Annotated in this window: 25 protein-coding genes and 1 riboswitch; of the genes, 7 read left to right on the top strand and 18 right to left on the bottom strand. The window is 68.2% G+C overall.

The window, feature by feature from the left end:
* Window positions 1-56: 56 nt before the first annotated feature.
* The 4 genes from U5771_RS31220 to U5771_RS31205 all read right to left on the bottom strand — a co-directional run bounded on the left by U5771_RS31220 (window position 57) and on the right by U5771_RS31205 (window position 2,368).
* A complete protein-coding gene (locus U5771_RS31220) occupies window positions 57-416 on the bottom strand; it encodes a c-type cytochrome (RefSeq protein ID WP_322027495.1) in 360 nt (119 codons plus the stop codon).
* Entirely contained in the window at window positions 413-1,210 is a 798-nt protein-coding gene (locus U5771_RS31215; protein WP_322027494.1) for a BON domain-containing protein, read from the bottom strand. Before U5771_RS31215 ends, U5771_RS31220 begins: the two co-directional genes overlap by 4 nt.
* Window positions 1,211-1,227: 17 nt before the next feature.
* Window positions 1,228-1,812, bottom strand: a complete 585-nt coding sequence (locus tag U5771_RS31210) for an SIS domain-containing protein (RefSeq protein ID WP_322027493.1) — start codon at window positions 1,810-1,812, stop codon at window positions 1,228-1,230.
* A gap of 127 nt (window positions 1,813-1,939) precedes the next feature.
* Complete coding sequence (locus tag U5771_RS31205) at window positions 1,940-2,368, bottom strand: YraN family protein (RefSeq protein ID WP_322027513.1); 429 nt, start codon at window positions 2,366-2,368, stop codon at window positions 1,940-1,942.
* 46 nt (window positions 2,369-2,414) lie between these two features.
* Here U5771_RS31205 and rsmI point away from each other — a divergent pair, with 46 nt between their 5' ends.
* Entirely contained in the window at window positions 2,415-3,293 is an 879-nt protein-coding gene (gene rsmI / locus U5771_RS31200) for a 16S rRNA (cytidine(1402)-2'-O)-methyltransferase (RefSeq protein ID WP_322027492.1), read from the top strand.
* Between the two features lie 95 nt (window positions 3,294-3,388).
* On the opposite strand, the gene U5771_RS31195 is transcribed toward rsmI, so the two are convergent.
* Window positions 3,389-3,997: a septal ring lytic transglycosylase RlpA family protein gene (locus U5771_RS31195; RefSeq protein WP_322027491.1), complete on the bottom strand. Its 609-nt coding sequence runs from the start codon at window positions 3,995-3,997 to the stop codon at window positions 3,389-3,391.
* A 660-nt stretch (window positions 3,998-4,657) separates the two neighbouring features.
* On the opposite strand from U5771_RS31195, the gene U5771_RS31190 reads away from it, so the two are divergent.
* The 3 genes from U5771_RS31190 to U5771_RS31180 all read left to right on the top strand — a co-directional run bounded on the left by U5771_RS31190 (window position 4,658) and on the right by U5771_RS31180 (window position 6,508).
* Window positions 4,658-5,302, top strand: coding sequence for an MBL fold metallo-hydrolase (locus tag U5771_RS31190; protein ID WP_322027490.1), 645 nt, complete (start codon window positions 4,658-4,660; stop codon window positions 5,300-5,302).
* Window positions 5,299-5,958 carry an exonuclease gene (locus U5771_RS31185; protein ID WP_322027489.1) on the top strand — a complete coding sequence of 220 codons (660 nt, stop codon included), beginning with the start codon at window positions 5,299-5,301 and terminating at the stop codon, window positions 5,956-5,958. Before U5771_RS31190 ends, U5771_RS31185 begins: the two co-directional genes overlap by 4 nt.
* A 79-nt stretch (window positions 5,959-6,037) precedes the next feature.
* Window positions 6,038-6,508 (top strand): Lrp/AsnC family transcriptional regulator, encoded by a 471-nt coding sequence (locus tag U5771_RS31180; RefSeq protein ID WP_006477376.1) that lies wholly within the window; start codon window positions 6,038-6,040, stop codon window positions 6,506-6,508.
* 28 nt (window positions 6,509-6,536) lie between these two features.
* On the opposite strand, the gene U5771_RS31175 is transcribed toward U5771_RS31180, so the two are convergent.
* From U5771_RS31175 to U5771_RS31165, 3 genes are all read right to left on the bottom strand, one after another.
* Window positions 6,537-7,694 carry a cation diffusion facilitator family transporter gene (locus U5771_RS31175; RefSeq protein WP_322027488.1) on the bottom strand — a complete coding sequence of 386 codons (1,158 nt, stop codon included), beginning with the start codon at window positions 7,692-7,694 and terminating at the stop codon, window positions 6,537-6,539.
* A 237-nt stretch (window positions 7,695-7,931) separates the two neighbouring features.
* A complete protein-coding gene (locus U5771_RS31170) occupies window positions 7,932-8,225 on the bottom strand; it encodes an H-NS family nucleoid-associated regulatory protein (RefSeq protein ID WP_039324408.1) in 294 nt (97 codons plus the stop codon).
* 353 nt (window positions 8,226-8,578) lie between these two features.
* Window positions 8,579-9,238, bottom strand: a complete 660-nt coding sequence (locus U5771_RS31165) for a HugZ family protein (protein WP_322027487.1) — start codon at window positions 9,236-9,238, stop codon at window positions 8,579-8,581.
* Window positions 9,239-9,513: 275 nt separating this feature from the next.
* On the opposite strand from U5771_RS31165, the gene U5771_RS31160 reads away from it, so the two are divergent.
* Entirely contained in the window at window positions 9,514-10,728 is a 1,215-nt protein-coding gene (locus tag U5771_RS31160) for an MFS transporter (RefSeq protein ID WP_322027486.1), read from the top strand.
* Window positions 10,729-10,829: 101 nt separating this feature from the next.
* On the opposite strand, the gene U5771_RS31155 is transcribed toward U5771_RS31160, so the two are convergent.
* The gene (locus U5771_RS31155) at window positions 10,830-11,972 is read right to left on the bottom strand and encodes a branched-chain amino acid ABC transporter substrate-binding protein (protein WP_322027485.1); all 1,143 of its coding nucleotides are present in this window, start codon (window positions 11,970-11,972) and stop codon (window positions 10,830-10,832) included.
* Between the two features lie 472 nt (window positions 11,973-12,444).
* Window positions 12,445-13,524, bottom strand: coding sequence for an NAD(P)H-dependent flavin oxidoreductase (locus tag U5771_RS31150; protein WP_322027484.1), 1,080 nt, complete (start codon window positions 13,522-13,524; stop codon window positions 12,445-12,447).
* A gap of 270 nt (window positions 13,525-13,794) precedes the next feature.
* On the opposite strand from U5771_RS31150, the gene U5771_RS31145 reads away from it, so the two are divergent.
* Together U5771_RS31145 and U5771_RS31140 are read left to right on the top strand one after the other, a co-directional pair.
* Complete coding sequence (locus U5771_RS31145) at window positions 13,795-14,487, top strand: dienelactone hydrolase family protein (protein ID WP_322027483.1); 693 nt, start codon at window positions 13,795-13,797, stop codon at window positions 14,485-14,487.
* 81 nt (window positions 14,488-14,568) lie between these two features.
* Window positions 14,569-16,047: an amidase gene (locus tag U5771_RS31140; RefSeq protein ID WP_322027512.1), complete on the top strand. Its 1,479-nt coding sequence runs from the start codon at window positions 14,569-14,571 to the stop codon at window positions 16,045-16,047.
* An 85-nt stretch (window positions 16,048-16,132) separates the two neighbouring features.
* On the opposite strand, the gene metF is transcribed toward U5771_RS31140, so the two are convergent.
* The 8 genes from metF to flhB all read right to left on the bottom strand — a co-directional run bounded on the left by metF (window position 16,133) and on the right by flhB (window position 25,805).
* On the bottom strand, window positions 16,133-16,963 hold the full coding sequence (gene metF / locus U5771_RS31135) for a methylenetetrahydrofolate reductase [NAD(P)H] (RefSeq protein ID WP_322027482.1): 831 nt from the start codon (window positions 16,961-16,963) through the stop codon (window positions 16,133-16,135).
* A 24-nt stretch (window positions 16,964-16,987) separates the two neighbouring features.
* Entirely contained in the window at window positions 16,988-17,341 is a 354-nt protein-coding gene (locus tag U5771_RS31130) for a phage holin family protein (protein WP_006477367.1), read from the bottom strand.
* A 162-nt stretch (window positions 17,342-17,503) separates the two neighbouring features.
* The gene (gene ahcY / locus U5771_RS31125; RefSeq protein ID WP_322027481.1) at window positions 17,504-18,922 is read right to left on the bottom strand and encodes an adenosylhomocysteinase; all 1,419 of its coding nucleotides are present in this window, start codon (window positions 18,920-18,922) and stop codon (window positions 17,504-17,506) included.
* 34 nt (window positions 18,923-18,956) lie between these two features.
* A riboswitch (S-adenosyl-L-homocysteine riboswitch) is annotated at window positions 18,957-19,085 on the bottom strand.
* Window positions 19,086-19,163: 78 nt separating this feature from the next.
* Entirely contained in the window at window positions 19,164-19,898 is a 735-nt protein-coding gene (locus U5771_RS31120; RefSeq protein WP_322027480.1) for an RNA polymerase sigma factor FliA, read from the bottom strand.
* A 22-nt stretch (window positions 19,899-19,920) separates the two neighbouring features.
* Window positions 19,921-20,739: a MinD/ParA family protein gene (locus tag U5771_RS31115; protein ID WP_322027479.1), complete on the bottom strand. Its 819-nt coding sequence runs from the start codon at window positions 20,737-20,739 to the stop codon at window positions 19,921-19,923.
* Window positions 20,732-22,510 carry a flagellar biosynthesis protein FlhF gene (gene flhF, locus U5771_RS31110; RefSeq protein ID WP_322027478.1) on the bottom strand — a complete coding sequence of 593 codons (1,779 nt, stop codon included), beginning with the start codon at window positions 22,508-22,510 and terminating at the stop codon, window positions 20,732-20,734. Before flhF ends, U5771_RS31115 begins: the two co-directional genes overlap by 8 nt.
* The gene (gene flhA / locus U5771_RS31105; RefSeq protein WP_322027477.1) at window positions 22,507-24,609 is read right to left on the bottom strand and encodes a flagellar biosynthesis protein FlhA; all 2,103 of its coding nucleotides are present in this window, start codon (window positions 24,607-24,609) and stop codon (window positions 22,507-22,509) included. The genes flhF and flhA overlap by 4 nt, the downstream gene beginning before the upstream one ends.
* Entirely contained in the window at window positions 24,606-25,805 is a 1,200-nt protein-coding gene (flhB, locus tag U5771_RS31100; protein WP_322027476.1) for a flagellar biosynthesis protein FlhB, read from the bottom strand. Before flhB ends, flhA begins: the two co-directional genes overlap by 4 nt.
* Between the last annotated feature and the right edge of the window lie 329 nt (window positions 25,806-26,134).

The raw sequence follows: 26,134 nt of genomic DNA, 5'->3' as shown, positions 1-26,134 counted from the left end.
CATCATACACATGCATTTCCGCGCTTGGCAATAGGGGTTCAGTCACCCCCGACGCGTCACTTCGACGGCGCGCCGGCCAGCACCCATTCGACCACGGCGCGCACATCCGTGTCGCTCATGCGCGGGTGCGCCGGCATCGGAATCGCGCCCCAGACGCCGGAGCCGCCGTCCTTCACCTTCTTCGACAGCTTCGCGACGGCCTGCGGATCCGACTTGTAGCGGGCGGCGATGTCCTTGAACGACGGGCCGACGAGTTTGCGGTCCACTGCGTGGCAACCCATGCAGGCGTTGCCGCGCGCGACCTTCAGGCCGTCGCCGACGTCCGCCTGCGCCGTGCCGAGCGCGCTGACCGCGAGCGCAACCGTCGCGGCGCCCTGCACCATCCATTGCTTCAACTTCATCTGCGTCGACTTCATTGCGGCGTGGCCTTCGGGTTGCCCGGGTGCACGCTCGACGAATTCGAGATCGGCGCGGGCGGTTGCAACGGCGTGGACTGGACCGACGCATCGGGCACCGCCCCGACCGTCGCGGCATCCGCGGGCGCGGCGGCGGCCTGCGCGCCGGACGCACCGCTCGGCGACGCGGCCTGCAATGCCTGCGCGTCCTGCGGCTGGATGTACTGGAACACCTTCACGACCTTCTCGACGCCCGGCACCTGGCTCGCCGCATCCGCGCCGCGATTGCCTTCGTCGACCGTCACGAGACCCAGCAGGTAGATGTTGCCACGCTCGCTGACGACCTTGTAGTAGTTCGCCGACAGCCCCTTCGTCGCGATCAGCTCGGACTTCACGCGCCCTTCGAGGTACGAGTCGTTCGCGCGCGACGACAGCGACGCCGCCGGCTCCACCGACAGCTCGTTGACGATCGCGTTCACGTTGTTGATGCCGCGCACGATTTCCTCGGCGCGCTGCTTCGACGCGTCGTTCGGCACTTCGCCCGTCAGCAGCACGCGGCGGTTGAACACGGTCACGTTCACGTGCGACTGGTCCGGCAGCCCGTTGTTGATCTGCGTGAGCGACTTGACCTGGATCTCGCGATCCTCGGTCTGCGCGCCGAGCGTCCGGCGATCGGTCGCGATCAGCGCACCACCGCCGGCCGCCGCGCCCAGCACGCCGAGCACGCAGCCCTGCAGCGACATCGCGAGACCCGCCGTCAGCGCGGCGAGCAACGTGGTTCTGACGAGCGTCTGTTTGACGCGGCTTTGATTCATCGACGGCTCTCCTTCGTTCAATCCTCACCCAGCAGCATCGCGTCGATGCCGTCGCACAGGCAGTGGATGGTCAGCAGATGGACTTCGTGGACGCGCGCCGCACGCGAGGCGGGCACGCTGATCGGAATATCGGTATCGGACAGCGCGGCCGCGACGGCATGGCCGTCGCCGCCCGTCAGCGCGACGACGGTCATCTCGCGCTCGTGCGCCTCGTCGATCGCGGCCAGCACGCGCGAAGACGCGCCGCTCGCGTCGAGCACCAGCAGGATGTCGCCGGTCTGCCCGAGCACGCGAACCTGCTGCGCGAACAGCTGATCGGCAACGGCTGCCCCCGTGAGGCCGCCCTGCGACGCATCGGTGGCCAACGCGATCGCGGGCAGGCCCGGACGCTCGCGCTCGAAACCGCCGACGAGCGACACGGCGAGGTAGTGCGCGGCAGCGGCCGACGGGCCGTCGCCGCACGCGACGATCTTGTTGCCGTTCGCCAGCGCGGCGAACATCGCGTCGACCGCGGCTGCGATCGGCAGCGACAGCGCGTCGGCCGCTTCGGCGTGAAGCGCGGCGCTGTCGCGGAAATGTTGCTGAATACGTTCGACTGACATCGATTCCTGGTGAACTGGGCGCGTCGGCACACCGCGCGCAACGTCATGGGTGCGGCGAGTTTACCGCACTCCGGCACCCTCTCCGGGGGTATGACGAGAACTCTTTACATCTGGTCACAGCTCGCGGCTACGCATCGTCGGCACGAAATGCATCGCGCAGCCACTCGAGCCGGCCGGCCTCGAACGCGACGACGTCGAAACGGCACGCGGCACCCGCGCCGTGCCGCACCCAGAAATGGAGCGCGGCCGCGACCAGACGCCGCCGCTTGCGCCAGCCGACGCTCGCGGCCGCGCCGCCATGCCGGGTGCTGCGCCGCGCGCGCACCTCGACGAACACGAGCGTGCCGTCGGGCGTGCGCATCACGAGGTCGAGTTCGCCGCCGCGCATCGTCACGTTCGCCGCGACGAACGCGAGACCGCGGCGTTCCAGGAACTGCCGCGCGCGCTGCTCGAAGTTCGCGCCGACCGATCTGGATCGCGCCGTGCCGGAAAAGTTGCCGCCGCCGGGCGGCAAACCGCGCTCGCTGCCCGGCGCGGCCGGCGCCGCGTGGCACAATGCCGTCCTTGTTCCGCTTGCGCCGCGATTGCGCGCATTGCCTGCCATGACTGCCCTCCTCGAACTTGCGCAAACGCAGCACTACCCGGACGCCGCGCTCTATGTGGTCGCGACGCCGATCGGCAACACCGCCGACATCACGCTGCGCGCGCTGCACGTGCTCGGCCTCGCCGACCGCATCGCGGCCGAAGACACCCGCAACACGGGCCAGCTGCTGGCCCGTTACGGCATGTCGAAACCGCTCGTCGCCGTGCACGAGCACAACGAACGTGAAGCCGCGCTGCGCGTGATCGAGCTGCTGCGCGCCGGCGAACGCGTCGCGTACGTGTCGGATGCCGGCACGCCCGGCATTTCGGACCCCGGCGCGCGGCTCGTCGACGCCGTGCGCGCGGCCGGCTTCCCGGTGATTCCGCTGCCGGGCGCGAGCGCGGCCGTAACCGCGCTGAGCGTGGCGGGCGACTGGGCCGGTACGTTCACGTTCGCGGGCTTCCTGCCGCCGAAGCCGAAGCAGCGCGCGAGCGCGCTGCAGGCGCTCGTGCGGCACCCGTACGCGCTGGTGTTCTACGAAGCGCCGCACCGGATCGCGGACACCGTCGCCGCCCTCGCCGACGCGTTCGGCCCCGCGCGCCGGCTGCTGATCGCGCGCGAGCTCACCAAGCTACACGAGCAGCTGTTCCAGGGCACCCTGGCCGAAGGACAGAGCTGGCTCGGCGGCGATGCGAACCGGCAGCGTGGCGAGTTCGTGCTGGTCGTCGAAGGTGCGCCGGCCGACGTCGGCGAAGCCGACGACACAGCGCACGACGCGCTGCTCAAGCTGCTGCTGGAAGAAGTGCCGGTGAAGAGCGCGGCGAAGCTCGCGGCCGCGCTGACGGGCGCGTCGCGCAACGCGCTGTATGCGCGCGCGCTGGTGCTGAAGGAAGGCTGACGCGCGAGCACGGGCGGCACCTGCCGCCCGGCACGCGGAAACGAAAAAGGGCTGCCCGATGGCAGCCCTTTTGCATGAGCGGACGAACCGCCGCGTTACTTCGCCGAGACCGACGCGAGCATTTCGTCGCGCGCCTCGCGCGCTTCCTGCGGCGACAGCCCTTCGATCTTCACGCGGCCCGTGCCGGCGTGCACGAGGCCGATCATCCTGGCAGCGGCATACGACAGGTCGAGCACGCGGCCGCGCTTGTACGGCCCGCGATCGTTGACCTTCACGACGACCCACTTGCCGGTCGACGCGTTCGTCACCTTGATGTACGACGACAGCGGCAGCGTACGGTGCGCGGCGGTCAGCGCGTTCATGTTGAAGCGCTCGCCGTTCGCGGTGCGGCGGCCGTGGAAATCCCGGCCATACCACGATGCCCGGCCCGTCTGGCGGAAGTCGGACACATCCTTGCCGTCGATCGGCTCGGCGTCCGCCAGCGACGACTTCTTCGCGTCCTTGCTGTCGGCAGCCGGCATCGATGCCAGCGCGGAATCGAAATTCAGTTGCTGCTTGTCGTCATCCGCTTTCGCGGCCGCCGTCTTGTTGACCGCGTTCTTCTGGCTGGCGCTGCCGGTGGTCTGGCTGGGTGGCACCGCACAGCCCGTCAGCGCAAAAAATAAAGCAATGGTCCCGAATCGAGTCGGAAAACGAAAATTCATCGACGTGTCGCCTTCTGGTTCGGGCCGCACCGATACAACGCTGCTCAACAACGCAGATACGCGGCCCGGACGGCAAATGCGTGCACGCCCCGCTCGGCTACGCGAGCAGGCGGCTAGCATGGGCGCGGCTTTCGTCTCTGCCGCAACCGTCCTGATTAGTTTTCACGTCTGGCGCAACCTGTCCCCGGCAGCCTGACCAGACCCCACATGCCGCCATCGAACATGGCTTTCACGTTCGCGCGCGTCGCGTACAGCCAACGCACAGGAACGGCGGCACAGGCCTCATCCGGCGGCGCGGCAGCAGGGCCGCAGACGGGCGCGCAGCACCCGGCCGGACAAGACGTGAGCACCGAATGCTCGGTGCTGGATACACCGCCGGACTCCCCGGCGGTCGATGCTTGACGGTGAATCCGACACCTCTATTTAACGGGGTCGAAACACCAGCGAATTGCGTGAAATTCACGCGCAATGGGGCGCATTATACATAAACCAAAAGCCTGTCTCGAAAAGCACCCCCGACGGACCATTGATTCTCACTATGGCGGTAACAATCGGGATGCTCGGGGAGTGCCCGCACGCGCGCGTCCGACAGCGCGCCGCAGGGCCGGCAGGCAGCGCGCGCGACCGGTACAATCGCTCCTTTTAGCCGCCGGTGCCTCCATGAAAGTCACGCTCATTCCGGTCACGCCGTTCCAGCAGAACTGCTCGCTGCTGGTCTGCGAACAGACCGGCCGCGCCGCCGTCGTCGATCCGGGCGGCGATCTCGAACGAATCGAACAGGAGATCGCGCGGCAGAACGTGCAGGTCGAGAAGGTGCTGCTCACGCACGGCCACGTCGATCACTGCGCGGGCGCGAAGGCGCTCGCGACGCACTACGGCGTGCCGATCGTGGGGCCGCAGGAAGACGAGCGCTTCTGGATCGAGCAACTGCCGATGCAAAGCCAGCGCTTCGGCTTCCCGGCCGCCGAGACGTTCGAGCCGGACCACTGGCTGAACGACGGCGACACCGTGCGGTTCGGCGACGAGACGCTCGAGGTCTATCACTGCCCGGGCCACACGCCCGGCCACGTCGTGTTCTTCAGCCGCGCGCATCGCGTCGCGATCGTCGGCGACGTGCTGTTCGCCGGCTCGATCGGCCGCACCGACTTCCCGCGCGGCAACCACGCGGACCTCGTGCGTTCGATCAAGGAGAAGCTGTGGCCGCTCGGCGACGACGTCACGTTCGTGCCGGGCCACGGCCCGGTGTCGACCTTCGGCGACGAGCGCCGCACGAATCCGTTCGTGTCCGACAAGGTATTCGGATGAACCAGACCGCCATCCCTGAAATCTACGTCAGCACCGACGTCGAGGCCGACGGCCCGATTCCCGGCCCGCACTCGATGCTGAGCTTCGCGTCGGCCGCCTATACCGAGGACAAGCAGCTGATCGCGACGTTCTCCGCGAACCTCGAGACGCTGCCCGGCGCGCAGGCCCATCCGGTGCAGGAAGCGTGGTGGAAGACGGAGCCGGAAGCGTGGGCCGCGTGCCGGCGCGACCTGCAGGCGCCGGAGGCCGCGCTCGTCGCGTACGTCGAATGGGTCGAGGCGCTGCCCGGCAAGCCGGTGTTCGTCGCGATGCCGGCCGGCTTCGATTTCACGTTCATGTTCTGGTACATGATGCGCTTCGCCGGACGCTGCCCGTTCTCGTGGTCGGCGCTCGACATCAAGACGCTCGCGTTCGCGATGACGGGCCTGCCGTACCGCAAGGCGATCAAGCCGCGCTTTCCGAAGCACTGGTTCGACGATCATCCGCACACGCACGTCGCGCTCGACGACGCGATCGAGCAAGGCGCGCTGTTCTGCAACATGCTCGCCGACCTGCGTCGCCAGCAGGCCGCGCTCGCGGGCCTCGCGGTGGCCGACACCGATCGGTCGGAGCAGGCGGGGGCGGGACAAAACCCCACGGATCCGCGCGCAAATTAGCGAATCTCGCTCAACGGCACGCCGCCAGATTGCCTTTCCTTTCCCGGCCCTCTAACATTCAGCGTGTTGTAGCTGCCGCATGGAGGCGCAGGTGACGCTCGATTCCTTTTCGCAAAAAATCCTTCGCCTGTTGCAGCTCGACGCGCGCCGTTCAGTGCAGGAAATCTCCGACCAGGTCGGCCTGTCGAGCACGCCGTGCTGGCGCCGCATCAAGGACATGGAACAGTCCGGCGTGATCCAGCGCTACACCGCGCTGCTCGATCGCGAGAAGCTCGGCCTGCACGTGTGCGCGCTCGCGCACGTGCACCTGACTCGCCACAACGAAGGCGGCGTCGAGCAGTTCGAGCGCGAGATCGCGACCTGCCCGGAAGTCACCGAGTGCTACAGCACGACGGGCGAAGCCGATTACATCCTCAAGATCGTCGCCCCCGACATCAAGGCCTACGACGTCTTCCTGCACGAACGGATCTTCAAGATCCCGGCCGTGTCGCAGGTGCGCACGAGCGTCGTGCTGCGCGAAATCAAGTTCGACACGCAACTGCCGCTGTAACGCGCGGCCCGCGGTCGCCGGCGCCCGCTCACGCCTGCGCGGGCAGCCCGCGCGTGAAGCCGATCCGGCGCGCGCCGAACTCGCGCTTCAGCGCGTCGACATCGAGCCGGCCGGCCAGCGCCGCGTCGCTATCGCCCGCGCCGGCGTCGAGCGTCACGTCGATCTCGAGCCCCGTACTCAGGTAGTGCAGGTTGATCGCGGCCGGATGCAGCCCGCGCTGCGCGAGCGCGGCTTCGAGCCGCGCCGCGATCTCGGCGCGCGGCGGCAGCGCGAGCGCCGGACGGCGCGCCGCGTCGTTCTCGGGGTCGACGTGGATCAGCGCGTCGAGCACGCGCGGGTCGCGCAGCACACGCGCACGTGCGGTTTCCGCGATGTAATGCCCTTCGGATACGGAGATCATCGGATCGACGAGGATATGGGCGTCGACGAGCGCCGCATCGCCCATCTTGCGCGTGCGCAGGTCGTGCACGTCGCGCACGCCCGGCGTCGCCGCGAGCAGCGCGCGGATCTCGGCCGTGTCGGTGGTGTCGAGCGCGCGATCCGACAGGTCCTGCAGCGCGTCATAGCCGAACGTCCAGCCCATGCGCGCGACCATGAAGCCGACGATCGCGGCGGCGATCGGGTCGAGCAGCCGCACGCCGGCGAGACTGCCGACGATGCCGATCGCGACGACGAACGACGAGGCGGCGTCCGAGCGCGCGTGCCATGCGTTCGCGACGAGCATCGCCGAACGCACGCGCCGCGCCTCGCGCAGCATGTAGCGGAACAACGCCTCTTTCGACACGAGCACGGTCAGCGCAACGATCAGCGCGGAAAAATGGACGGCCGGGATGTTTTCGAGATTGACGAGACGGTTGCCGGCGCGCCAGAGCATGCCGATACCGACCGCGATCAGGATCGCGCCGAGAAACAACGACGCGACGGTCTCATAGCGGCTGTGTCCGTAATTGTGATCGGCATCCGGCGATGCACCACTATGGCGATTCGCAACCAGGACGACAAAATCCGAGATCAAATCGGAAATCGAATGGATGCCATCGGCAATCAATGCCTGCGAATGCGCAACCACGCCCACGGCGATCTGAAACGTCGCAAGCACCACATTCAGCACAATACTGACGAGGGTGCTCTTGCGCGCGACCGCGTGCTTATCCGCGCTTTGCGCGTCGTCGGAAAACGTGGACATGAAATACGAGATATCGGTTGAGATACGGAATTCTATCAAACGAAGCCCGCGGGACACGCCGATAACCCAAAATTTTCTATTTAAATCAACCGCTTATGCGAACGGGTTGCATTTTCATTCACGCGCCGATTCTGACATTTTCATGACAACACACATACATTCCGATGCCGGAATACAAAGAGCCGCGCTCCTGGACGGATGCGCGGCTCTTTTTGAGACAACGATTTAAACAGTTGTTTAAATCGCAAACTGTTCGCGGTTCTTGCCGGCGATCCAGCGCGGCGGCTTGCCGCGGCCCGACCACGTCGCGCCCGTTTCCGGATCGCGGTACTTGGCTGCCACGCCTGCGCGCGGACGGCCGACCTTGCCTGCCTTCGCGCGGCTGAGGCCGAGATCGGCGAGCGAAAAGCCGTAGTCGGCAATTTTCTGCTTCACGTCATTCAGCACTTCGGCGTATTCGCGCGACTTCGCTTCTTCGATTTGCTTCTCCAGCTTCTCCCGCTGGGCCAGCAGGTCCTTGTAAGAAGACATAGTTTCCCTTTCTATATGACCAATGGCACCGGTCTGCAGCCGGCTCACCATTCATGAAATATTTGTGCCTCGGATTTTGAAGGCAGAGATTAGCACAAAAAAGATTTGATAGAAGCAGGATTCATGAAAATCCCGAGACCAATTGTAATTCACGCATGTCATTTTGACCGGCCACGGCCTTTTCTCAAATTTCTACACGCTTGCATAGAGATTAGGACATTACCGATCCGGTAATAGGTCTATCAGCATACGCAATTACCCTGCATACAGAAAATCGAAGCTTTCATCAGGCGACAGGTTTGCGAAAATCGTACGGCGCGAGCCGCTAAACAGACAAAGCGATATCCGCGGCGTCACGTCACATCCCGCGCACAGGCCATCAACCGTTCGCGCAGCGCGCCGGCGTCGCCCGGCGTCGGCTCGAACGGCGTGCGCACGCGGCGGCCGTCGCAGCGCCAGTCGGCACCGTGGCGGTCGACGCCGAGCAGATCGAGCCCGTCGCGGCGCGCGTCGCTCGAGTCGTACGCGTCCCACAACGCCCGTTCGTCGTCGAACCCGAGCGGCGGCAGCGCATCGAGGCCGGTGCAGTCCACCCAGCCCATCCGGCCGAACCCGCCGATATAGCGCAGCCGCTCGATGTCGAGCGCCCAGAACGTGAAATCGCCGAGCGCGAGATAGCGTGCGGCGTCGGGTTCGTAGCGCGTGTAGCGCGCGGCGACATGCGGATCGTCGCCGAGCGGCACGAAGCGGCCGAGCAGCGTCGCGCGCTCGGCGTTCAGCACGTCGCCGTCCGGCGCGTCGACGACGAGAAAGCCCGCGCGCGGATCGGCGGCGAGGTTGCGCGTGTGTTCGGCGAGACCGCTCACGAGAATCACGGGCCGATGATTCGCATCGGGTGCGAACGGCACGACCGTCGGATAGGGAAAACCTTGCGGGTCGCGCGCGTGGGTCGCGAGCGTGCCGAGCGCGCAGCGGTGCAGCAGGTGCAGGGCAAGGGCGGGATCGATGTTCACGGTGACTCCTGCGGTCGGAAAGCCTGGGCGGCAAGGGTGGCGAAAACGCGCCGCACCGGAACGCGTCGGGCGCGCCGCCTGCGCATCGATGTTACCCGCGGCGGCGGCCCGCCGAGCATCGGCCGAATGGCTGACGCGCCCGGCGCAAGCGGCGAGCGCGCCGATCACGATCGGCCGGACGGCCGGCGCGCCGGCAAGACCGAAAGCGGTTCGATAGAATCGGACGAATCCGACGGGCGCGACGCGCCCGCGCCTTGTCCATTCAAGAGCATTCCGTGTCCGAAACCTCCTCCCGATCCTCGACCGACTTCGCCGCACCGCCCGACGCGCATCGCGTGCTGGCTTTGCCGGTCCGCCAGCGCGCCCGCACGGCCACGATGGCACTGTTCTTCGTCGCCGGCATGATGTACGCGTCGTGGGGCGTGCACGTGCCGACCGTGCGCGACAAGTTCGCGTTGAGCCCGGGGCTGCTGTCGATCGCGCTGTTCGCGGTCGCGGGCGGCTCGATCGCCGCGATGCTGACGATCGCGCGCTGGATCGCGCGCGTCGGCTCGCGCACCGCGTGCCTCGCGGGCGGGCTCATGATGGCCGCCTGCGCGGCGCTGATCCTCGTCGTGCCCGACTACTGGATGCTGCTCGTCGTGCTCGCGCTGTTCGGCTTCTCGATGGCGACGCTCGACGTCGCGATGAACGCCGAGGCGAGCGCGGTCGAGATCGCGCTCGGCAGGCCAATCATGTCGGCGCTGCACGGGATGTTCAGCATCGGCGGGATGTCGGGCGCGGCGGCCGGCGGCGCGCTGCTGTCGGCCGGCATGGCGCCGGCCGTGCATCTCGGGCTCGCGGCGGCCGTCAGCGCGGCGGTACTGCTCGCCGCGAGCCCGTCCGTGTTGCCGCATGTCCCGCATCACGAACACGCGCACGGCGGCGGCAACCGCTGGCGCTCGCCCGCGCTGTGGATGCTCGGCGGCATTGCGCTGATCGCGCTGATCGCCGAAGGCGCGATGTACGACTGGGCGACGGTCTACATGCGCGACGTCGTCGCGGCGAGCCCCGCGCTCGCGAGCGCCGCGTATGCGGCGTTCTCCGGCGGGATGGCGCTCGCGCGATTCGCCGGCGACGCGGTGCGCGCGCGATTCGGCGCGCCGCAGCTCGTGTTCGCGAGTGCGTCGCTCGCGTGCGCCGGGATGATCGGCGCACTGCTGTTGCCGAACCCGATCGCCGTGCTGACGGGTTTCACGCTGATGGGCCTCGGCCTCGCGAACATGATGCCCGTGCTGTTCGCCGCCGCCGCGCGCGTGAAAGGCATCCACGCGGCCGAAGGGCTCGCGCACGTGGCCGGGCTCGCGTATTTCGGACTGCTGTTCGGTCCGGTCGTGATCGGCGCGGTCGCGCAGGCCGCGAACCTGACCGTCGGCCTGTCGGTCGTCGCGCTGTGCGCGGCGCTCGTCGCGGCCGTCGCGCCGAAGGTCCTCGCACACCTGAAGATCTGACCGCGCGGCGGGCCCGCCACCCGCCGCGCGGTCGCCAAAAAGAAAGCGCGCCTGCGTTGCCGCAGGCGCGCTTTCACCCCTTCTGTCGACCGCTGTTCAGCTTACATCTTCACTTCGTCGAGCAGCGTCTTCTTGCCGCTCTTGTAGTTGTACAGCGAGATCACGCCGTGCTGCAGGTCGCCCTTCGAGTCGAAGGTCGTCGTGCCGATCACACCCGTGTAGTTCGTCGTCGGCATCGCCGCGAGGATCTTCGCCGCGTCCGTCGAGTTCGCGCGCTTCATCGCGTCGACGATGATGTACACCGCGTCATACGTGAACGGAGCGTAGATCTGGATCGGCTGGCCGAAGCGCTTCTCGAACTTCGCCTTGAACGCACTGCCGCCCGGCATCTTCTCGAGCGATGCACCGGCTTCCGAGCACACGATGTTGTCGGTCGCGTCGCCGGCCAGGTCGGCCAGCTTCTCCGTGCACACGCCGTCGCCCGCGAAGATCTTCGCGCGCACGCCGAGCTGCTTCGCCTGTTTCGCGAACGGGCCGCCGGTGGCGTCCATGCCGCCGTACATGATCGCGTCCGGGTTCTCGCCCTTGATCTTGGTCAGAATCGCGCGGAAGTCGACTGCCTTGTCGTTGGTCGCGTCGTGCGACATCACCTTCAGGCCGAGCGCCTTCGCCTTCTTCTCGAACTCGTTCGCGAGACCCTGGCCGTAGGCGGTCGAATCGTCGACCACCGCCACGCTCTTGATGCCCTTCGAGTGCGCGTAGTTCGCGAGTGCCGGGCCCTGCTGCGCATCGGTCGCCACCACGCGATACGTGGTCTTGAAGCCTTGCTGCGTGTAAGCCGGGTTGGTCGCCGACGGCGAGATCTGCACGACGCCCGCATCGCTGTAGATCTTCGATGCCGGGATCGACGTGCCCGAGTTCAGGTGGCCGACGACGGCGACGACCTTGTCGTCGACGAGCTTCTGCGCAACCTGCGTGGCCTGGCGCGGGTCGGCCGCGTCATCCTGCGCATCGAGTTGCAGCGTGATTTTCTGGCCGCCGATCGTGAGACCCTTGGCGTTGATCTCCTCGACTGCGAGACGTGCACCGTTTTCGTTGTCCTTGCCCAGGTGTGCAATACCGCCCGTCAAGGGCGCGACGTGGCCGATCTTGACGACTTGATCGGCGGCCGCGTTGCTTGCAGCTGCAACGCACAGCATCGCCGCGGCGGTGATCGGCAACAGCTTTTGCATCTTGATATTCATGTAAGTCTCCAGTTTCGGTCCCAATAAACGCCATCGCCCGGTGCCCCGCTGCCATCCCTGTGTTTGCATTCACTGGACGATTCGCCGGTTGCATCGTTCATGCACTTGGCCTCAAGCACGTGGGAAGCAGCCGCTTTTAGCAGCCGCCCACCCGTACTTGCGCGCAAGTGTAGGTGATCAAATTAATTTGTGGGACTTTTTTGGGGTAGTGGTAACACTACCGATATGGGTGCTTTGGAATAACTGCTCGAATATCTCTGCGAGCCCCGCCGGATAAGGGTTTCCGCTAATTCATGACGGGCGGATGAAAGCTGGGTTTAAAGCATTCCCGCGTCATTTCGATTCCGTATTTTGTGCGCGGGATCATTGAATGAAACGCGCGTGACAACACGCGCGCTTCGGGCTCGTTGCGGGCTCGTTGCGGGCGCGTTCCGGGCTCGGAGGCGAACCGCTCAGGCGGCCGCTGGACCGCTCATACGGGCGTTGCGCGCCATTCGGCGTCGAGCGCGTCGACGAGTTGCGACGTCGTCAGCGCGGCGTCGCGCCGCCGCGCGAGCGGCGCGCCCTGCCCGGCCCACAGCGACAGATAGTCGCCGTCATTCGCGCGCGCGGCGGCCTGCCGCAGCGGCTGGGTCAGCGCGTTCTGCACCGGATACGGCGCGACATCGGCCACGCGTTCGCCGAGCCGCATCATCAGCGTATTGCGCAATCCGCGCGCATGGCGGCCCGTGATCGCGCGCGTGACCTGCGTCGACGTATCGGCGCTCGCGAGCAGCCGCGCTTTCCAGTCCGCCGCGATCGCGCTTTCCGCACACGTCAGAAACGCGGTGCCGAGCTGCGCGCCCTGCGCGCCGAGCGCGAGCGCGGCGGCGATCCCGCGGCCGTCCATGATGCCGCCCGAGGCGAGCACGGGCAGGCCGGTCGCATCGACGAGCTGCGGCACCAGCGCGAACGTGCCGATCAGCGCATCGTCGGCCGAACCGATGAAGGTACCGCGATGGCCACCGGCTTCGGCGCCCTGCGCGGACAGCGCGTCCGCGCCGGCGGCCTGCCACGCCAGCCCTTCGGCAACGTGCGTCGCGGTACCGATCACGTAGGTGCCGACGGCCTTCAGGCGCGCGACGTCGGCCGCGTCGAGCACGCCGAACGTGAAGCTCGCGACCGGCACGCGCAGCGCGACGAGCGCGTCGAACTGCGCGCGGAAGTCGGGCGCGTAGCGTGCGGGCACGGTGCCGGGCGGCAGCCCGAGCGTCGCGTTCAGCGGATCGATCGCGGCGAGCGCGCGTGCGACGGTCGCCGCGTCGGGCGCGGCCTCGGGCAACACGAACAGGTTCACGGCGAACGGACGCGCGGTCGCCGCGCGAATCGCGGCGACTTCGGTCGCGAGACGGTCCGGTTCGAACGCGCCGGCGCCGAGGCTGCCGAGCGCGCCGGCATTGGATGCGGCCGCGACCATCGCGGCCGTGGTCGCACCGACCATCGGCGCCTGCACGAGCGGCAGGCGCAGGCCGAAGCGTTCGGAAAACGGGGTGGAAAATGCACGGGCGGACATGGCGAATCCTTCGATGACGATGCGCGAAAGCGCTTTGTAAAAGCCGACACATCGACTCTATCGAAGCGGCGTACTGCCGAAAAATGAATAATCGAGATCAAAACGATCGCTGCGCGAGAAGCGGATTCGGGACCCGGTTCGACCCGCCGCACACCCGGCAGGCGCGCCGCTTGCGCGCGCTGCAGCGCCACAGGATTGGTGGCACACTAGGCCGCCCCTTTTTCCATCCGCGGCGCGCAGGTCGCGCGCCCGTTCGCCAGGAGTTCAAACGTGACTGCCCAATGGATCGACATCCCGACCGGTAACGACAGCTTCGGCGGCTATCTCGCGCTGCCCAAGCGCGGCAAGGGCCCCGCCGTGATCATCATCCAGGAGATCTTCGGCGTGAACTCGCACATCCGCGCGGTCGCCGACCAGTACGCGGCCGACGGCTTCGTCGCGCTCGCGCCGGACGTGTTCTGGCGCACGCAGCCGCGCGTCGAGCTGACCTACGAAGGCGCCGACCGCGACAAGGGCATCGAGCTGATGAAGAAAACGGACGTCGGCCTCGCGGTCGCGGACCTCGGCGCGGCCGCCGACGCGTTGCGCGCGCGCCCCGAAGTCGCCGGCAAGGTCGCCGCGATCGGCTACTGCTTCGGCGGCCAGCTCGCGTACCGCGCGGCCGCGGCCGGCAAGGTCGACGCGGCGGTCGCCTATTACGGCGGCGGCATCCAGAATGCGCTCGACCTCGCCGGCAAGGTCACGCAGCCGATCCTGTTCCACTACGCGGAGAACGACCACGGGATCCCGCTCGACGCCGTCGAGCAGGTGAAGGCCGCGTTCGCGGGCCGCCACGACGCGTCGTTCCACCTGTACCCGGGCGCCGAGCACGGCTTCAACTGCACCGACCGCGCGTCGTACAACCAGCGCGCGTCGGCGCTCGCGCACGGCCGCACGCTGACGTTCCTCGCCGAGCACCTGTAACGGCAGCCGACAGCGGGCCCGGCGTGCCGGGCCCGCGTTATCCTCCTTTCATCGCCACGAGTCACAACGGGGGTGACTGCGATGCACTCGGACTATCTCGCGCATGACGCGATCGGCCTCGCCACGCTCGTGCGCGAACGCAAGGCGAGCCCGCGCGAACTGCTCGACGCCGCGATCGGCCAGGCCGAAGCGGTGAACGGCGCGATCAACGCGATCGTGCTGCAGGACTACGACGCCGCGCGCAAGCGGACGGAGCCGGCACTCGACACCGGCACCGACGCGCCGTTCGCGGGCGTCCCGTATCTCGTCAAGGATCTCGGCGCGGCGGTCGCCGGGCTGCCGCTGTCGATGGGCAGCCGGCACTACCGCTATTTCGCCCCCGCCGACGATTCGCCGGTGATCGCGCGCAGCCGCGCGGCGGGGCTCAACGTGTTCGGCAAGACCAACACGTCGGAAATCGGCCAGATGCCGTACACCGAACCCGAACTGTTCGGCGCGTGCCGCAATCCGTGGAACATCGATCACACGCCCGGCGGCTCGAGCGGCGGCGCGGCCGCGGCCGTCGCGGCCGGCATCGTGCCGCTCGCGCATGCGTCGGACGGCGGCGGCTCGATCCGGATCCCGGCGTCGTGCTGCGGGCTGTTCGGCCTGAAGCCGAGCCGCAATCCGCTGCTGGTCGACCTGCCGTCGAACGGCGAGCTGGTCGTCCAGCATGCGGTGTCGCGCAGCGTGCGCGACAGTGCGCTGCTGCTCGACGTGACCACCGGCCAGACGCTGCCGCCCGGCGCGCCCGGCACCTTTCTGGGCGAGCTCGACGCGCCGCCCGGCCCGCTGCGGATCGGCCTCGTCGTCGACCCGATGCTCGCGCCGGCGCTCGCCGACGACACGCGCGCGGCGCTCGACGATGCGGCCGCGCTCGTCGAATCGCTCGGCCATCACGTCGAACCGGCGACGCTGAACATCGACTACGCACGCGCGGCCGAAACCTTTCTCACGCTGTGGGCGACGATCGCCGAGGAGATGGTGCTCGGCGCACGCGCGGTGACCGGGCGCACGCCGAAGCGCGCGGAGTTCGAGCCGGCGACCTGGGCGATGGCCGTCGTCGGCAGGCGCGTCGCCCGCGCGCGCCTGCCGGACGTGCTCGAATGGCAGCGCCAGATCACCGTGCAGGTCGCGGGCCTCGTGTCGCGCTACGACGCGGTCCTGTGCGCGACGCTCGCGGGGCCGCCGGTCAAGATCGGCGAACTGCAGCCGACGCCGCTCGAAGCCGCGCAGATGAAGCTGCTCGGCGCGCTGCCGGTCAAGCCGCTGCTGCGCGAAATGCTCGCGAAGGCGTCGGAGAAGGCCTTCGCGTGGGCCGGCTGCACCGAGCTGTTCAACCTGACGGGCCAGCCGGCGATGTCGGTGCCGCTCTACTGGAACACGCGCGGGCTGCCGATCGGCGTGCAGTTCGTCGCGCGCCACGCCGACGATGCGTTGCTGCTGAAACTCGCGCGCCAGCTCGAACAGGCGCGGCCGTGGTTCGACCGGCGCCCGCCGCTGATGCAGGCGCAGCGCTGACGCCGGCGCGATCGGCCGGCCGCAGGAAAAAAGCCCCGCCGGTTGTGCCGGCGGGGCTTTGATGCATGCAACCGCGTGATGACGCTTACATGGAGAGCCGTTCGCAGATCGTCCGCGTGGCGGCCGCCGCGTTCAGCGTATAGAAGTGCAGGCCCGGCACGCCCGCGTCGATCAGGCGCTGGCACAGGCTCGTGACGACGTCGGCGCCGAACGCACGGATCGCGTCGCGATCGTCGCCGAAGCTCTCGAGCCGGCGCGCGACCCAGCGCGGCACTTCCGCGCCGCACATTTCCGAGAAGCGCATCAGCTGCGAGAAGTTCGTGATCGGCATGATGCCCGGCACGATCGGCACGTCCACACCCAGCTTGCGCGCATCGTCGACGAAGCGGAAATACGCGTCGGCGTTGAAGAAGTACTGCGTGATCGCGGAATTCGCGCCGGCTTTCACCTTGCGCGCGAAGTTCTCGAGATCGGCCTTCGGCGAGCGCGATTGCGGGTGGTATTCCGGATAGCCGGCGACTTCGATGTGGAACCAGTCGCCATGCTCGGCGCGGATGAAGCTGACGAGCTCGGACGCATAGCGCAGCTCGCCGACCTCGCCCATCCCCGACGGCAGGTCGCCGCGCAGCGCGACGATATGCCGGATGCCGTGCGAGCGGTACTGGTCGAGGATCGCGCGCAGGCTGTCGCGCGACGAGCCGATGCACGACAGGTGCGGCGCGGCCTCGAGGCCGTCCTTCTGCATGTCGAGCACGGTATCGAGCGTGCCCTGCTGCGTCGAGCCGCCGGCGCCGAACGTCACGGAGACGAATTTCGGCTTCAGCGGCAGCAGCTGCGCACGCGTCGCGCGCAGCTTCTCGACGCCGTCCGCCGTCTTCGGCGGGAAGAATTCAAACGAGAGTTCGATCGGTTTCATGATTCGCAAGAATGGGCCCGGCCGTCAGCCGATGTCGCGCTGCCCGAAGATCAGCGCGGACAGCAGCCACGACACGATGCTGTACAGGATCGAACCGAAGAACGCCGACCAGAAACCCGACACCTCGAAACCCTTCAGCAGCGACGACGCGAACCAGAAGCACAGCGCGTTCACGACGAGGATGAACACCCCGAGCGTGACGATCGTGACCGGCAGCGTCAGCAGGATCAGCACCGGACGGATCACCGTGTTGATCAGGCCGAGCACGACCGCGATGATCAGCGCGGTGCCGAAGCTCTTGATGTGGATCGACGGCACGAGGTACGTGATGATCAGCAGCGCGAGGGCGTTGATGACCCAGGTGAGGATGACGCTCATGGAGGGCTCCGGTTCGGTTGTCGATCTGGTCGGTCAATGCTCGGTTACCGCCGCCGGCCGCCGCGCGTGCCCGCGGGCATCACGCGACGGCCGGCCCGGCAGCGTGCCGCCGTACCGCGCACGCCCGATGCGGGGCGCACGCGGCACGGCGGCGGCGGCGCATCAGTAGCGGTAGTGGTTCGGCTTGAACGGGCCGTCCTTCTGCACGCCGATGTACGAAGCCTGCTCGTCCGACAGCACGGACAGGTTCGCGCCGATGCGCGCGAGGTGCAGGCGCGCCACCTTTTCATCGAGATGCTTCGGCAGCACGTACACCTTGTTCTCGTACTCGCCGCCGCGCACGAACAGCTCGATCTGCGCGAGCGTCTGGTTCGCGAACGAGTTCGACATCACGAACGACGGGTGGCCGGTCGCGCAGCCGAGGTTCACGAGGCGGCCTTCGGCCAGCAGGATCACGCGCTTGCCGTCCGGGAAGATGATGTGGTCGACCTGCGGCTTGATGTTTTCCCACTGGTACTGGCGGGTCGACGCGACGTCGATTTCCGAGTCGAAGTGGCCGATGTTGCAGACGATCGCGTTGTGGCGCATCGCCTTCATGTGATCGTGGCCGATCACGTGGTAGTTGCCGGTCGCCGTCACGAAGATGTCGGCCTTGTCGGCCGCGTATTCCATCGTCACGACGCGGTAGCCTTCCATCGCCGCCTGCAGCGCGCAGATCGGATCGATTTCCGTGACCCACACGGTCGCGCCCAGGCCGCGCAGCGATTGCGCGCAGCCCTTGCCCACGTCGCCGTAGCCCGCGACGACCGCGACCTTGCCCGCGATCATCACGTCGGTCGCGCGCTTGATGCCGTCGACGAGCGACTCGCGGCAGCCGTACAGGTTGTCGAACTTCGACTTCGTGACCGAGTCGTTCACGTTGAACGCCGGGAACGGCAGGCGGCCGTCCTTTTCCATCTGGTACAGGCGGTGCACGCCGGTCGTGGTTTCTTCGGTCACGCCCTTGATGTGCGCGAGGCGCGTCGAGTACCAGGTCGGGTCGGCGTCGAGGTGCTTCGCGATCGACTTGTACAGCGCGACTTCTTCCTCGTTGGTCGGCTTCGCGATCACCGAACGGTCCTGCTCGGCCTTCGAGCCGAGGATCAGCAGCAGCGTTGCGTCGCCGCCGTCGTCCAGGATCATGTTCGCGAATTCGCCGTTCGGCCATTCGAAGATGCGGTGCGAGAACTCCCAGTATTCGTCGAGCGACTCGCCCTTGAACGCGAACACCGGCGTGCCGGCTTCGACGATCGCGGCGGCGGCGTGGTCCTGCGTCGAGAAGATGTTGCACGACGCCCAGCGGACATCGGCGCCGAGCGCCTTCAGCGTCTCGATCAGCACGCCGGTCTGGATCGTCATGTGCAGCGAACCGGCAATGCGCGCGCCCTTCAGCGGCTGCTGCGCCTTGTATTCGTCGCGGATCTGCACGAGGCCCGGCATTTCGGTCTCGGCGATGTTCAGTTCCTTGCGGCCCCAGCCGGCAAGCGCCATGTCGGCGACGATGTAATCCTTGGAAGCCTTGGAATCGATAATGGCGTTCATCACGCCCTCCTTTCTAAAAAAGTTCTAGAAATTGGTGACGTGAGCGCCGTTCAGGAAGCGGGGCCGGTGCGGCTACACGCGAAACTCGCGCCGCACGGCTGCTTGGTGAAGCTTTCCGAGCCTGGCGGACGCAGGATGGTCCGTCGCAACGCTCCTCGGAAAACGGGAGGGATTGTAGCAAATCGGCGCGGGAAATGCGCGCCGCGCGGCAGCGGCGGCGCGCGTGGGCGCAATGAAAGGGTCAGTTTTCCGCGCCGACCCACGCCTGTTCGCGCAACCGCGCGCGCAGGCGCGCGACGGCCTGGCTGTGCAGCTGGCACACGCGCGACTCGCTGACCTCGAGCACCGCGCCGATCTCGCGCAGGTTCAGCCCGCGCTCGTAGTACAGCGACATCAGCAGCTTCTCGCGCTCGGGCAACCGGTCGATCGCGTCGACGAGCGCCTCGCGCAGGTGGTCGTCGAGCAGCGCCGACAGCGGATCGGCGTGATCGACGCGATAGCGGTCGAGGAACGGCTCGTCGTCGGCCGCGCGATCGAAATCCTCGTAGTAGATGAGCTGGCTGCCGTGCAGGTCCTGCAGCATCCCCTGGTATTCGTCGAGCGGCATCTTCAGGTGCTGCGCGATCTCGGTCTCGCTCGCCGAGCGGCCGAGCTGCTGCTCGACCTGGTGCACCGCGTACTCGACCTCGCGCGACGTCTTGCGCAGGCTGCGCGGCAGCCAGTCGTTGCTGCGCAGCTCGTCGAGCATCGCGCCGCGGATGCGTTGGGTCGCGTAGGTCTCGAACTGCGCGCCCTGGTCTTCCTTGTAGCGGCCGGCCGCGTCCATCAGGCCGATCATGCCGGCCTGGATCAGGTCGTCGAGATCGACGCTCGCCGGCATCTTCGCGACGAGCTGCAGCCCCAGCCGCCGCACGAGCGGCGCGTATTGCGCGAGCACGTCGGCCTGGGTCATCTTTCCTTGAGCGTTGTACATCATGGCTCTCTCCTTCCGGTGGCGCTCACGCGGCGTGCGCCGCACCCGCCTCGTACGACGGCTTGCCGCCCGCATGCACGGCGCGGCCGGCACCCAGGCTCGGGCGCATCGGCCAGTACAGCAGGTCGGCGGCAATCTGCCGGTAATCGCGCGCGGCGGCCGACGACGGGAACGCGTCGACCGCGCTATGCATCAGGTCGCGCGCATGCTCGACGAGCGGATCCGCGCTCACGCAGCCGGCATCGGCGATCGACACCGTCAGGTAGCGGCTCGCGACGCCCGCGAGGTTGTCGAAGGCGGTCCTCGCGTCGGCGTGGCTGCCGACGTGATTGGTCAGCACGCGGAACTGCGCGATGGCGTGCGCGAAATGCAGGCGCTTCATGCACGCGTACGCTTCGGTGATCGCCTGCGCGGCGACCCGCGTGACGATCAGCACGTCGTGCGCCTCGCGCGCGAGCGCGGAGAACGCGCCGTCGGCACCGAGCTGCGCGTCGACCAGCACGATGTCGGCCTGGCCGTCGATGAAGTCGCTCAGTTGCGTATCGCTGTAGCCGTCGCGCGCGAGCCGCGCGGCCGCGCACAGGCCGAACCCGGCGGCGACGCGCGTGCGTTCGCCGTCGCGCAGCCAGGCGCCCGCGAGCGTCGCCGCGGCCGAGTGCACGTCGGCGCGCTCGTCGACGACGAGCACGTCCTTGCCGAGCGCGGCCAGCGCGGCCGCGACGTTCACCACGGTCGCCGTGCAGCCGACGCCCGCCGGCCCGCCCGTCACCGCGACGATGCGCGACGCGCGCCCGGCCAGCAGGCGCCGCAGCCCTTCGGCCTGGTCGATGATCCGTTTATCCAAATCGCACCTCGTGCAGCTCGGCGGTGGAACGGGCGGTCAGTGCGGAAAGCAGCGTCGGCATGTCCTCGTCCTGCGGCACGAAGGGCGAGCCGTCGCGCGGCACACAGAACGCGCTTTTCAGCAGGAATTTGGTCGACGCGACGTACAGGTTCTCCGGCACCTTCTGGCCGGTCGACACGTAGTGGACCGGCAGCTTGTAGCGGATCACCGTGTCGAGCACGCCGCCGAGGTGGGTCGCCTCGTCGAGCTTGGTCAGGATGCAGCCGGCGAGATCGGGGCACTCGGCCGCGCTGCGGTAAGCCTGCACGACCTCGTTGAGCGTGTCGCCGTGGCTCGTCGCGTTGAGCAGCAGCAGGCGCTGCACCGGCGCGTTCGCGCCGTGCAGCATCGCGATCTGGTCGGACAGCGCGCGGTCGCGCTGGCTCATGCCGATCGTGTCGATCAACACGATGTGCTTGTTGCGCAGCTCGGACAGCGCAAGCTCGAGATCGCCCGCATCCTTCACCGCGTGCACGGGCACGCCGAGGATCTTGCCGAAGATACGCAGCTGCTCGTGGCCGCCGATCCGGTAGCTGTCGGTGGTCAGCAGCGCGACCTTGCTCGCGCCGAAGCGCATCACGCAGCGCGCGGCGAGCTTCGCGGTGGTGGTCGTCTTGCCGACGCCGGTCGGCCCCATCAGCGCGAACACGCCGCCGCGCTCCATCAGCGCCTCTTCGTTCTCGAGCACCGGCAGGTTCGCCGCGAGCACCGACTGCGCCCATTCGGCGGCCTGCTCGAAGGTCTGCGCGCCGTCGCCGGACGGCAGGTTGTCGACCAGCATGCGCACCAGCTGCGCGGAGAAGCCGGCCGAGAACAGGTGCTTGGTCAGCGCGCCGTGCACCGGGCTGCGGCGCTGGCGGTCGTGCCACATCAGGCTGTCGAACTGCTCCTCCATCATCCCGCGCATCGCGCCGAGCTCGTGCATCACGGTGTCGTTGACGATGCTTTCGACGCGCGCCTTCACCGCGTCGGCCACCGCGGCAGCCGCGTCGGCGGACAGGCGCGTGCGTTCGGCTGGCTTCGCGGCGTTCGTTTCACTCTGGCGGGCCGTCGCGGCGGCGGCGGACGGCATCCGGCGTTCGGCGTCGCGCACGATGTCGCGCGCCCACCCGGCCGGCGTCGCGGCTGCGGCGTCCTGCTGCGTGCGGGGGGGCGCTTGCGGCGCGGCCGGGGCGGCCGGGGCGGCCGGCGTGCGGGCGATCAGCGCTTCGCGCTGCTGGGTCAGGCGCTTCGCGTGCTCGACGAGCCACGGCGCGGGTTCGGACGATGCCGCCGGCGTGCCGGCAGCGGGCATCGGCGCAATCGGCGCATTCGGCGCCGGCGATGCCGCCTCCATCGCGTGCGCGTCGGCATCGAAGGCAGCCGGCTCCGCGGCCGGCACCGTCGCTTCGGCACTCGCGCCGAACACCGACGAGAACACGTCCGGAAGCCCACCCTCGCCTGCCGCATACGGATTGACGGCCGGGCGCGCGAGCGCGGCACCCGGGCGCGACACGATGCCCGGCACGGCCGCGGCCGGCACGGATTCCGGCGTGCGCGGCGCGAGGCTGCGCGCCCGGGCCGCGGCCGGCGGCGTGACCGCGGCGAGGTCCGAGTCGGCGAGCGCGACGATTTCGACACTGCCGTCATCGAGCGTGCGGTTCGACAGCACGACGGCGTCGGCGCCCAGTGCCTCGCGCACGAGGCGAAGCGCGTCGCGGCTGGTCGCGCCGGTGAATTTGCGAATGTTCAAGCGGAACCCCCGATGACGTTAACGACTTTGATCGTGCGCGTGTCCGGCACTTCGGCATACGACAGCACTTTCAGTTGCGGCAGGCTGCGGCGCAGGAAACGCGCGAGCATCGCGCGCAGCGCGTGCTGCACCAGCAGCACGGGCGGCAGCCCGAGATTCTGTTGACGCAGCATCGCTTGCTGCGTGCCGGTCAGAAGGTTGTGCGCGAGGCCGGGCTCGAGGCCCGGGTTCGCGCCGGTGGCGAGCGCCTGCGACAGCACGCGCTCGAGATTCGAATCGAGGCCCATCACCTGCATCTCGCCCGCGCCCGGATACCACTGCTGCGTGATCGCGCGGCCGAGCGACAGCCGCACCGCGGCGGTGATCTCGTACGCGTCGCCGCGGCCCGCGTGTTCGGACACGGCCTCGAGGATCGTGCGCATGTCGCGGATCGGCACGCCTTCCTCGAGCAGGTTCTGCAGCACTTTCTGCAGCGTCGTCAGCGAGATCGTCTTCGGCACGAGGTCCTCGACGAGCGACGGCGCATCCTTGCCGGTGCGTTCGACGAGCGCCTGCACTTCCTGGCGGCCGAGCAGTTCGGCCGCGTGCTGGACGATCAGATGGTTCAGGTGCGTCGCGACGACCGTGCTCGCATCGACCACCGTGTAGCCGTACACCTGCGCCTGCTCGCGCATCGCGACGTCGATCCACACGGCCGGCAGCCCGAACGCCGGGTCCTGCGTCACGGCGCCCGGCAGCGCGGCCGTCACCTGGCCCGGGTTGATCGCGAGCCACTGGCCCGGAAACACTTCGCCCGCGCCGATCTCGACGCCCTTCAGCGCGATCCGGTACGCATTCGGCCGCAGCTCGAGGTTGTCGCGGATGTGGATCACCGGCGGCAGGAAGCCGATCTCCTGCGCGAATTTCTTGCGGATGCTCTTGATGCGCTTGAGCAGTTCGCCGTCGCTGTTCTTGTCGACGAGCGGAATCAGCCGGTAGCCGACTTCGAGGCCGAGCGGATCGATCAGTTGCACGTCGTCCCAGGTCGCCTCGTGGCTGTCGCCCGGCAGCGCGGCGGGCGGTGCGATCTCGGTCACGTCGCCGGCCGCCACGCGGGCCGCCGCGCGGCGGGTCTGCGTGCGGGCCAGCCAGATCGCGCCGCCGCCGAGCGCGAGGAACGCGAAGTGCGGCATGCCCGGGATCAGCCCCATCAGCACGATGATCGCGCCGGTGATGGTCAGCACGCGCGGGTTGGTGAACAGCTGGCCGGTGATCTGCGTGCCGATGTCCTCGTCGGTCGCGACGCGCGACACGATCACGCCGGCCGCCGTCGAGATCACCAGCGACGGGATCTGCGCGACGAGGCCGTCGCCGATCGTCAGCAGCGTGTAGTTGGTGCCGGCCGCGGCGAAGCTCATGTCGTGCTGCACCATCCCGACGATCAGCCCGCCGATCACGTTGATCGCCATGATGATCAGGCCCGCGATCGCGTCGCCGCGCACGAACTTCGACGCGCCGTCCATCGACCCGTAGAACTCGGCTTCCTGCGACACCGCGAGGCGGCGCTTGCGGGCCTGCTCTTCGTTGATGAGGCCGGCGTTCAGGTCGGCGTCGATCGCCATCTGCTTGCCGGGCATCGCGTCGAGGGTGAAGCGCGCGGACACTTCGGCGATCCGCCCCGCGCCCTTCGTGATCACCATGAAGTTGATGATCATCAGGATCACGAACACGATGATGCCGACCGCGAAGTTGCCGCCGACGAGGAAGTGGCCGAACGCCTCGATCACCTGGCCGGCCGCGTCGGGGCCGGTGTGCCCCTCGAGCAGCACGACGCGCGTCGACGCGACGTTCAGCGACAGGCGCAACAGCGTCGAGAACAGCAGCACGCTCGGGAATGCCGCGAAATCGAGCGGCTTCATCGTGTACATGCTGACGAGCAGCACCATCACCGACAGCGCGATGTTGAACGTGAACAGCAGATCCAGCAGCAGCGGCGGCAGCGGCAGGATCATCATCCCCAGGATCATGCAGATGAGGATCGGGCCCGCGAGCGCGCGCAGGTTGGTGCCCGCGAACGGATTCGGGCGCTTGGCGAACAGGCCGGTGGTCGGGGTGCTCATGCTGCGTTTCCTTGCTTGCCGAGCGTGTCTTCGGCTTCCTCACGCGCGTCGTCGGCCGATACCGACGCCCCCTTGTCGAGTTCGGCCGGGACGTCGAGATCGACCGGCGCGGCCGGGAAGGCGCCGCCTTCCGAGCGGAAGCGCCGCAACTGGTAGACCCACGCGAGCACCTCGGCGACGGCCGAGTACAGCGAGCCGGGAATCTCGCGTTCGAGTTCGACGTTGTGATACAGCGCACGCGCGAGCGGCGGCGCTTCGAGCAGCGGCACGTTGTGCTCGGCCGCGAGTTCGCGGATGCGCGCGGCGACGAGGTTCACGCCCTTCGCGACGACCTTCGGCGCGCGCATCTCGCCGTCCGTGTACTGCAGCGCGACGGCGAAGTGCGTCGGGTTCGTGACGACCACGTCGGCCTTCGGCACGGCGGCCATCATCCGGCGCCGCGCGATCGCGCGCTGCTGCTGGCGGATGCGGCCCTTCACGTGCGGATCGCCTTCGTTCTCGCGATGCTCGCGCTTCACTTCTTCCTTCGTCATGCGCAACTTCTTGTTGTACTGCCAGATTTGGTAAGGCACATCGAGCGCGGCGACCACCAGCATCCCGGCGACCGTCGTGCCGCAGCACACGGCGACCAGATGCATCGCCTCGGCGAGCGCCGAGCCGAGCGGCTGGGTCGCGAGACCGAGCAGCTCGTCCTTGCTGCGCCAGATCGCGATCCCGCCGATCCCGCCGACGACGAGCGTCTTCGCGAGCGACATCCCGAGCTGGATCGGCCCCTGGATCGAGAACATCCGGCCGAGGCCGGAGATCGGGTTCAGGCGGTCGAACTTCAGCTCGAAGGTCTTCTGCGAGATCAGCCAGCCGCCGAGCGCCATCGGCGCGAGCAGCGCGGCGATGCCGGTGAGCGCGAGGATCGGCAGCAGCGCGGCGAGACCCTCGAGGCTCGCGCTGCCAGCCGCCGACAGCATCCGGTGCGGGTCGAACGCGGTGGCGCGATCGAACGCGAACGCACCGCGCAGCATCGTCTGGAGGTGGGCGCCCGACGGACCCGCGAGCAGCCATGCACCGTAGAACCCGGCCGCGAGCAGCGCGAACGAAGCCAGTTCGCGCGAACGCGCGACCTGCCCCTCCTCGCGCGCCTTCTCGCGGCGCCTCGGAGTGGCGGCTTCGGTTCTGTCGAGATCGCTCTCGTCTGCCACGGGGCCTCCAGTCGGGTACGGCGAAATGCCGCTTTCCAGTGACACCGATTATTCATGCGCACGTCAAACGCCGATCGGTCGAGCAAAGCCGGGAAAGGGGGGTATTTCGGGGAATCGGGCGAGCGGGTGCGGCGGGCAGGCGGCGGGTGGGTGCGGCGCGCGCGGAGACGGTGGAAACCGCGTTCGCGAGCGGGCGTGGTGAAGCGGATGAGAGGGGCGAGCGGAGGAAGCGGAGGAAGCGGAGGAAGCGGGTGAAGCGGGTGAAGCGGGTGAAGCGGGTCGGAAGCGCTCACGTCTGTACTCCGGGATCAGCCGTAGATCGCGTATTC

Source organism: Burkholderia sp. BCC1977 (genome assembly GCF_905339595.1).
Classification (GTDB): domain Bacteria; phylum Pseudomonadota; class Gammaproteobacteria; order Burkholderiales; family Burkholderiaceae; genus Burkholderia.
The sequence above is the reverse complement of the archived record's forward strand: the minus strand, read 5'-3'. Positions and strand labels throughout refer to the sequence as shown.

Bases quoted from the DNA above. Each gene is read 5' to 3' on its own strand.
- U5771_RS31140 (WP_322027512.1), top strand. From the start codon at position 14,569: ATGCACTCGGACTATCTCGCGCATGACGCGATCGGCCTCGCCACGCTC.
- metF (WP_322027482.1), bottom strand. From the start codon at position 16,963: ATGAAACCGATCGAACTCTCGTTTGAATTCTTCCCGCCGAAGACGGCG.
- U5771_RS31215 (WP_322027494.1), bottom strand. From the start codon at position 1,210: ATGAATCAAAGCCGCGTCAAACAGACGCTCGTCAGAACCACGTTGCTC.
- U5771_RS31180 (WP_006477376.1), top strand. From the start codon at position 6,038: ATGGAGGCGCAGGTGACGCTCGATTCCTTTTCGCAAAAAATCCTTCGC.
- U5771_RS31210 (WP_322027493.1), bottom strand. From the start codon at position 1,812: ATGTCAGTCGAACGTATTCAGCAACATTTCCGCGACAGCGCCGCGCTT.
- U5771_RS31155 (WP_322027485.1), bottom strand. From the start codon at position 11,972: ATGAATATCAAGATGCAAAAGCTGTTGCCGATCACCGCCGCGGCGATG.
- U5771_RS31175 (WP_322027488.1), bottom strand. From the start codon at position 7,694: ATGTCCACGTTTTCCGACGACGCGCAAAGCGCGGATAAGCACGCGGTC.
- flhA (WP_322027477.1), bottom strand. From the start codon at position 24,609: ATGAGCACCCCGACCACCGGCCTGTTCGCCAAGCGCCCGAATCCGTTC.
- U5771_RS31170 (WP_039324408.1), bottom strand. From the start codon at position 8,225: ATGTCTTCTTACAAGGACCTGCTGGCCCAGCGGGAGAAGCTGGAGAAG.
- U5771_RS31150 (WP_322027484.1), bottom strand. From the start codon at position 13,524: ATGTCCGCCCGTGCATTTTCCACCCCGTTTTCCGAACGCTTCGGCCTG.
- ahcY (WP_322027481.1), bottom strand. From the start codon at position 18,922: ATGAACGCCATTATCGATTCCAAGGCTTCCAAGGATTACATCGTCGCC.
- U5771_RS31120 (WP_322027480.1), bottom strand. From the start codon at position 19,898: ATGATGTACAACGCTCAAGGAAAGATGACCCAGGCCGACGTGCTCGCG.
- U5771_RS31190 (WP_322027490.1), top strand. From the start codon at position 4,658: ATGAAAGTCACGCTCATTCCGGTCACGCCGTTCCAGCAGAACTGCTCG.
- rsmI (WP_322027492.1), top strand. From the start codon at position 2,415: ATGACTGCCCTCCTCGAACTTGCGCAAACGCAGCACTACCCGGACGCC.
- U5771_RS31185 (WP_322027489.1), top strand. From the start codon at position 5,299: ATGAACCAGACCGCCATCCCTGAAATCTACGTCAGCACCGACGTCGAG.
- U5771_RS31220 (WP_322027495.1), bottom strand. From the start codon at position 416: ATGAAGTCGACGCAGATGAAGTTGAAGCAATGGATGGTGCAGGGCGCC.
- U5771_RS31130 (WP_006477367.1), bottom strand. From the start codon at position 17,341: ATGAGCGTCATCCTCACCTGGGTCATCAACGCCCTCGCGCTGCTGATC.
- U5771_RS31195 (WP_322027491.1), bottom strand. From the start codon at position 3,997: ATGAATTTTCGTTTTCCGACTCGATTCGGGACCATTGCTTTATTTTTT.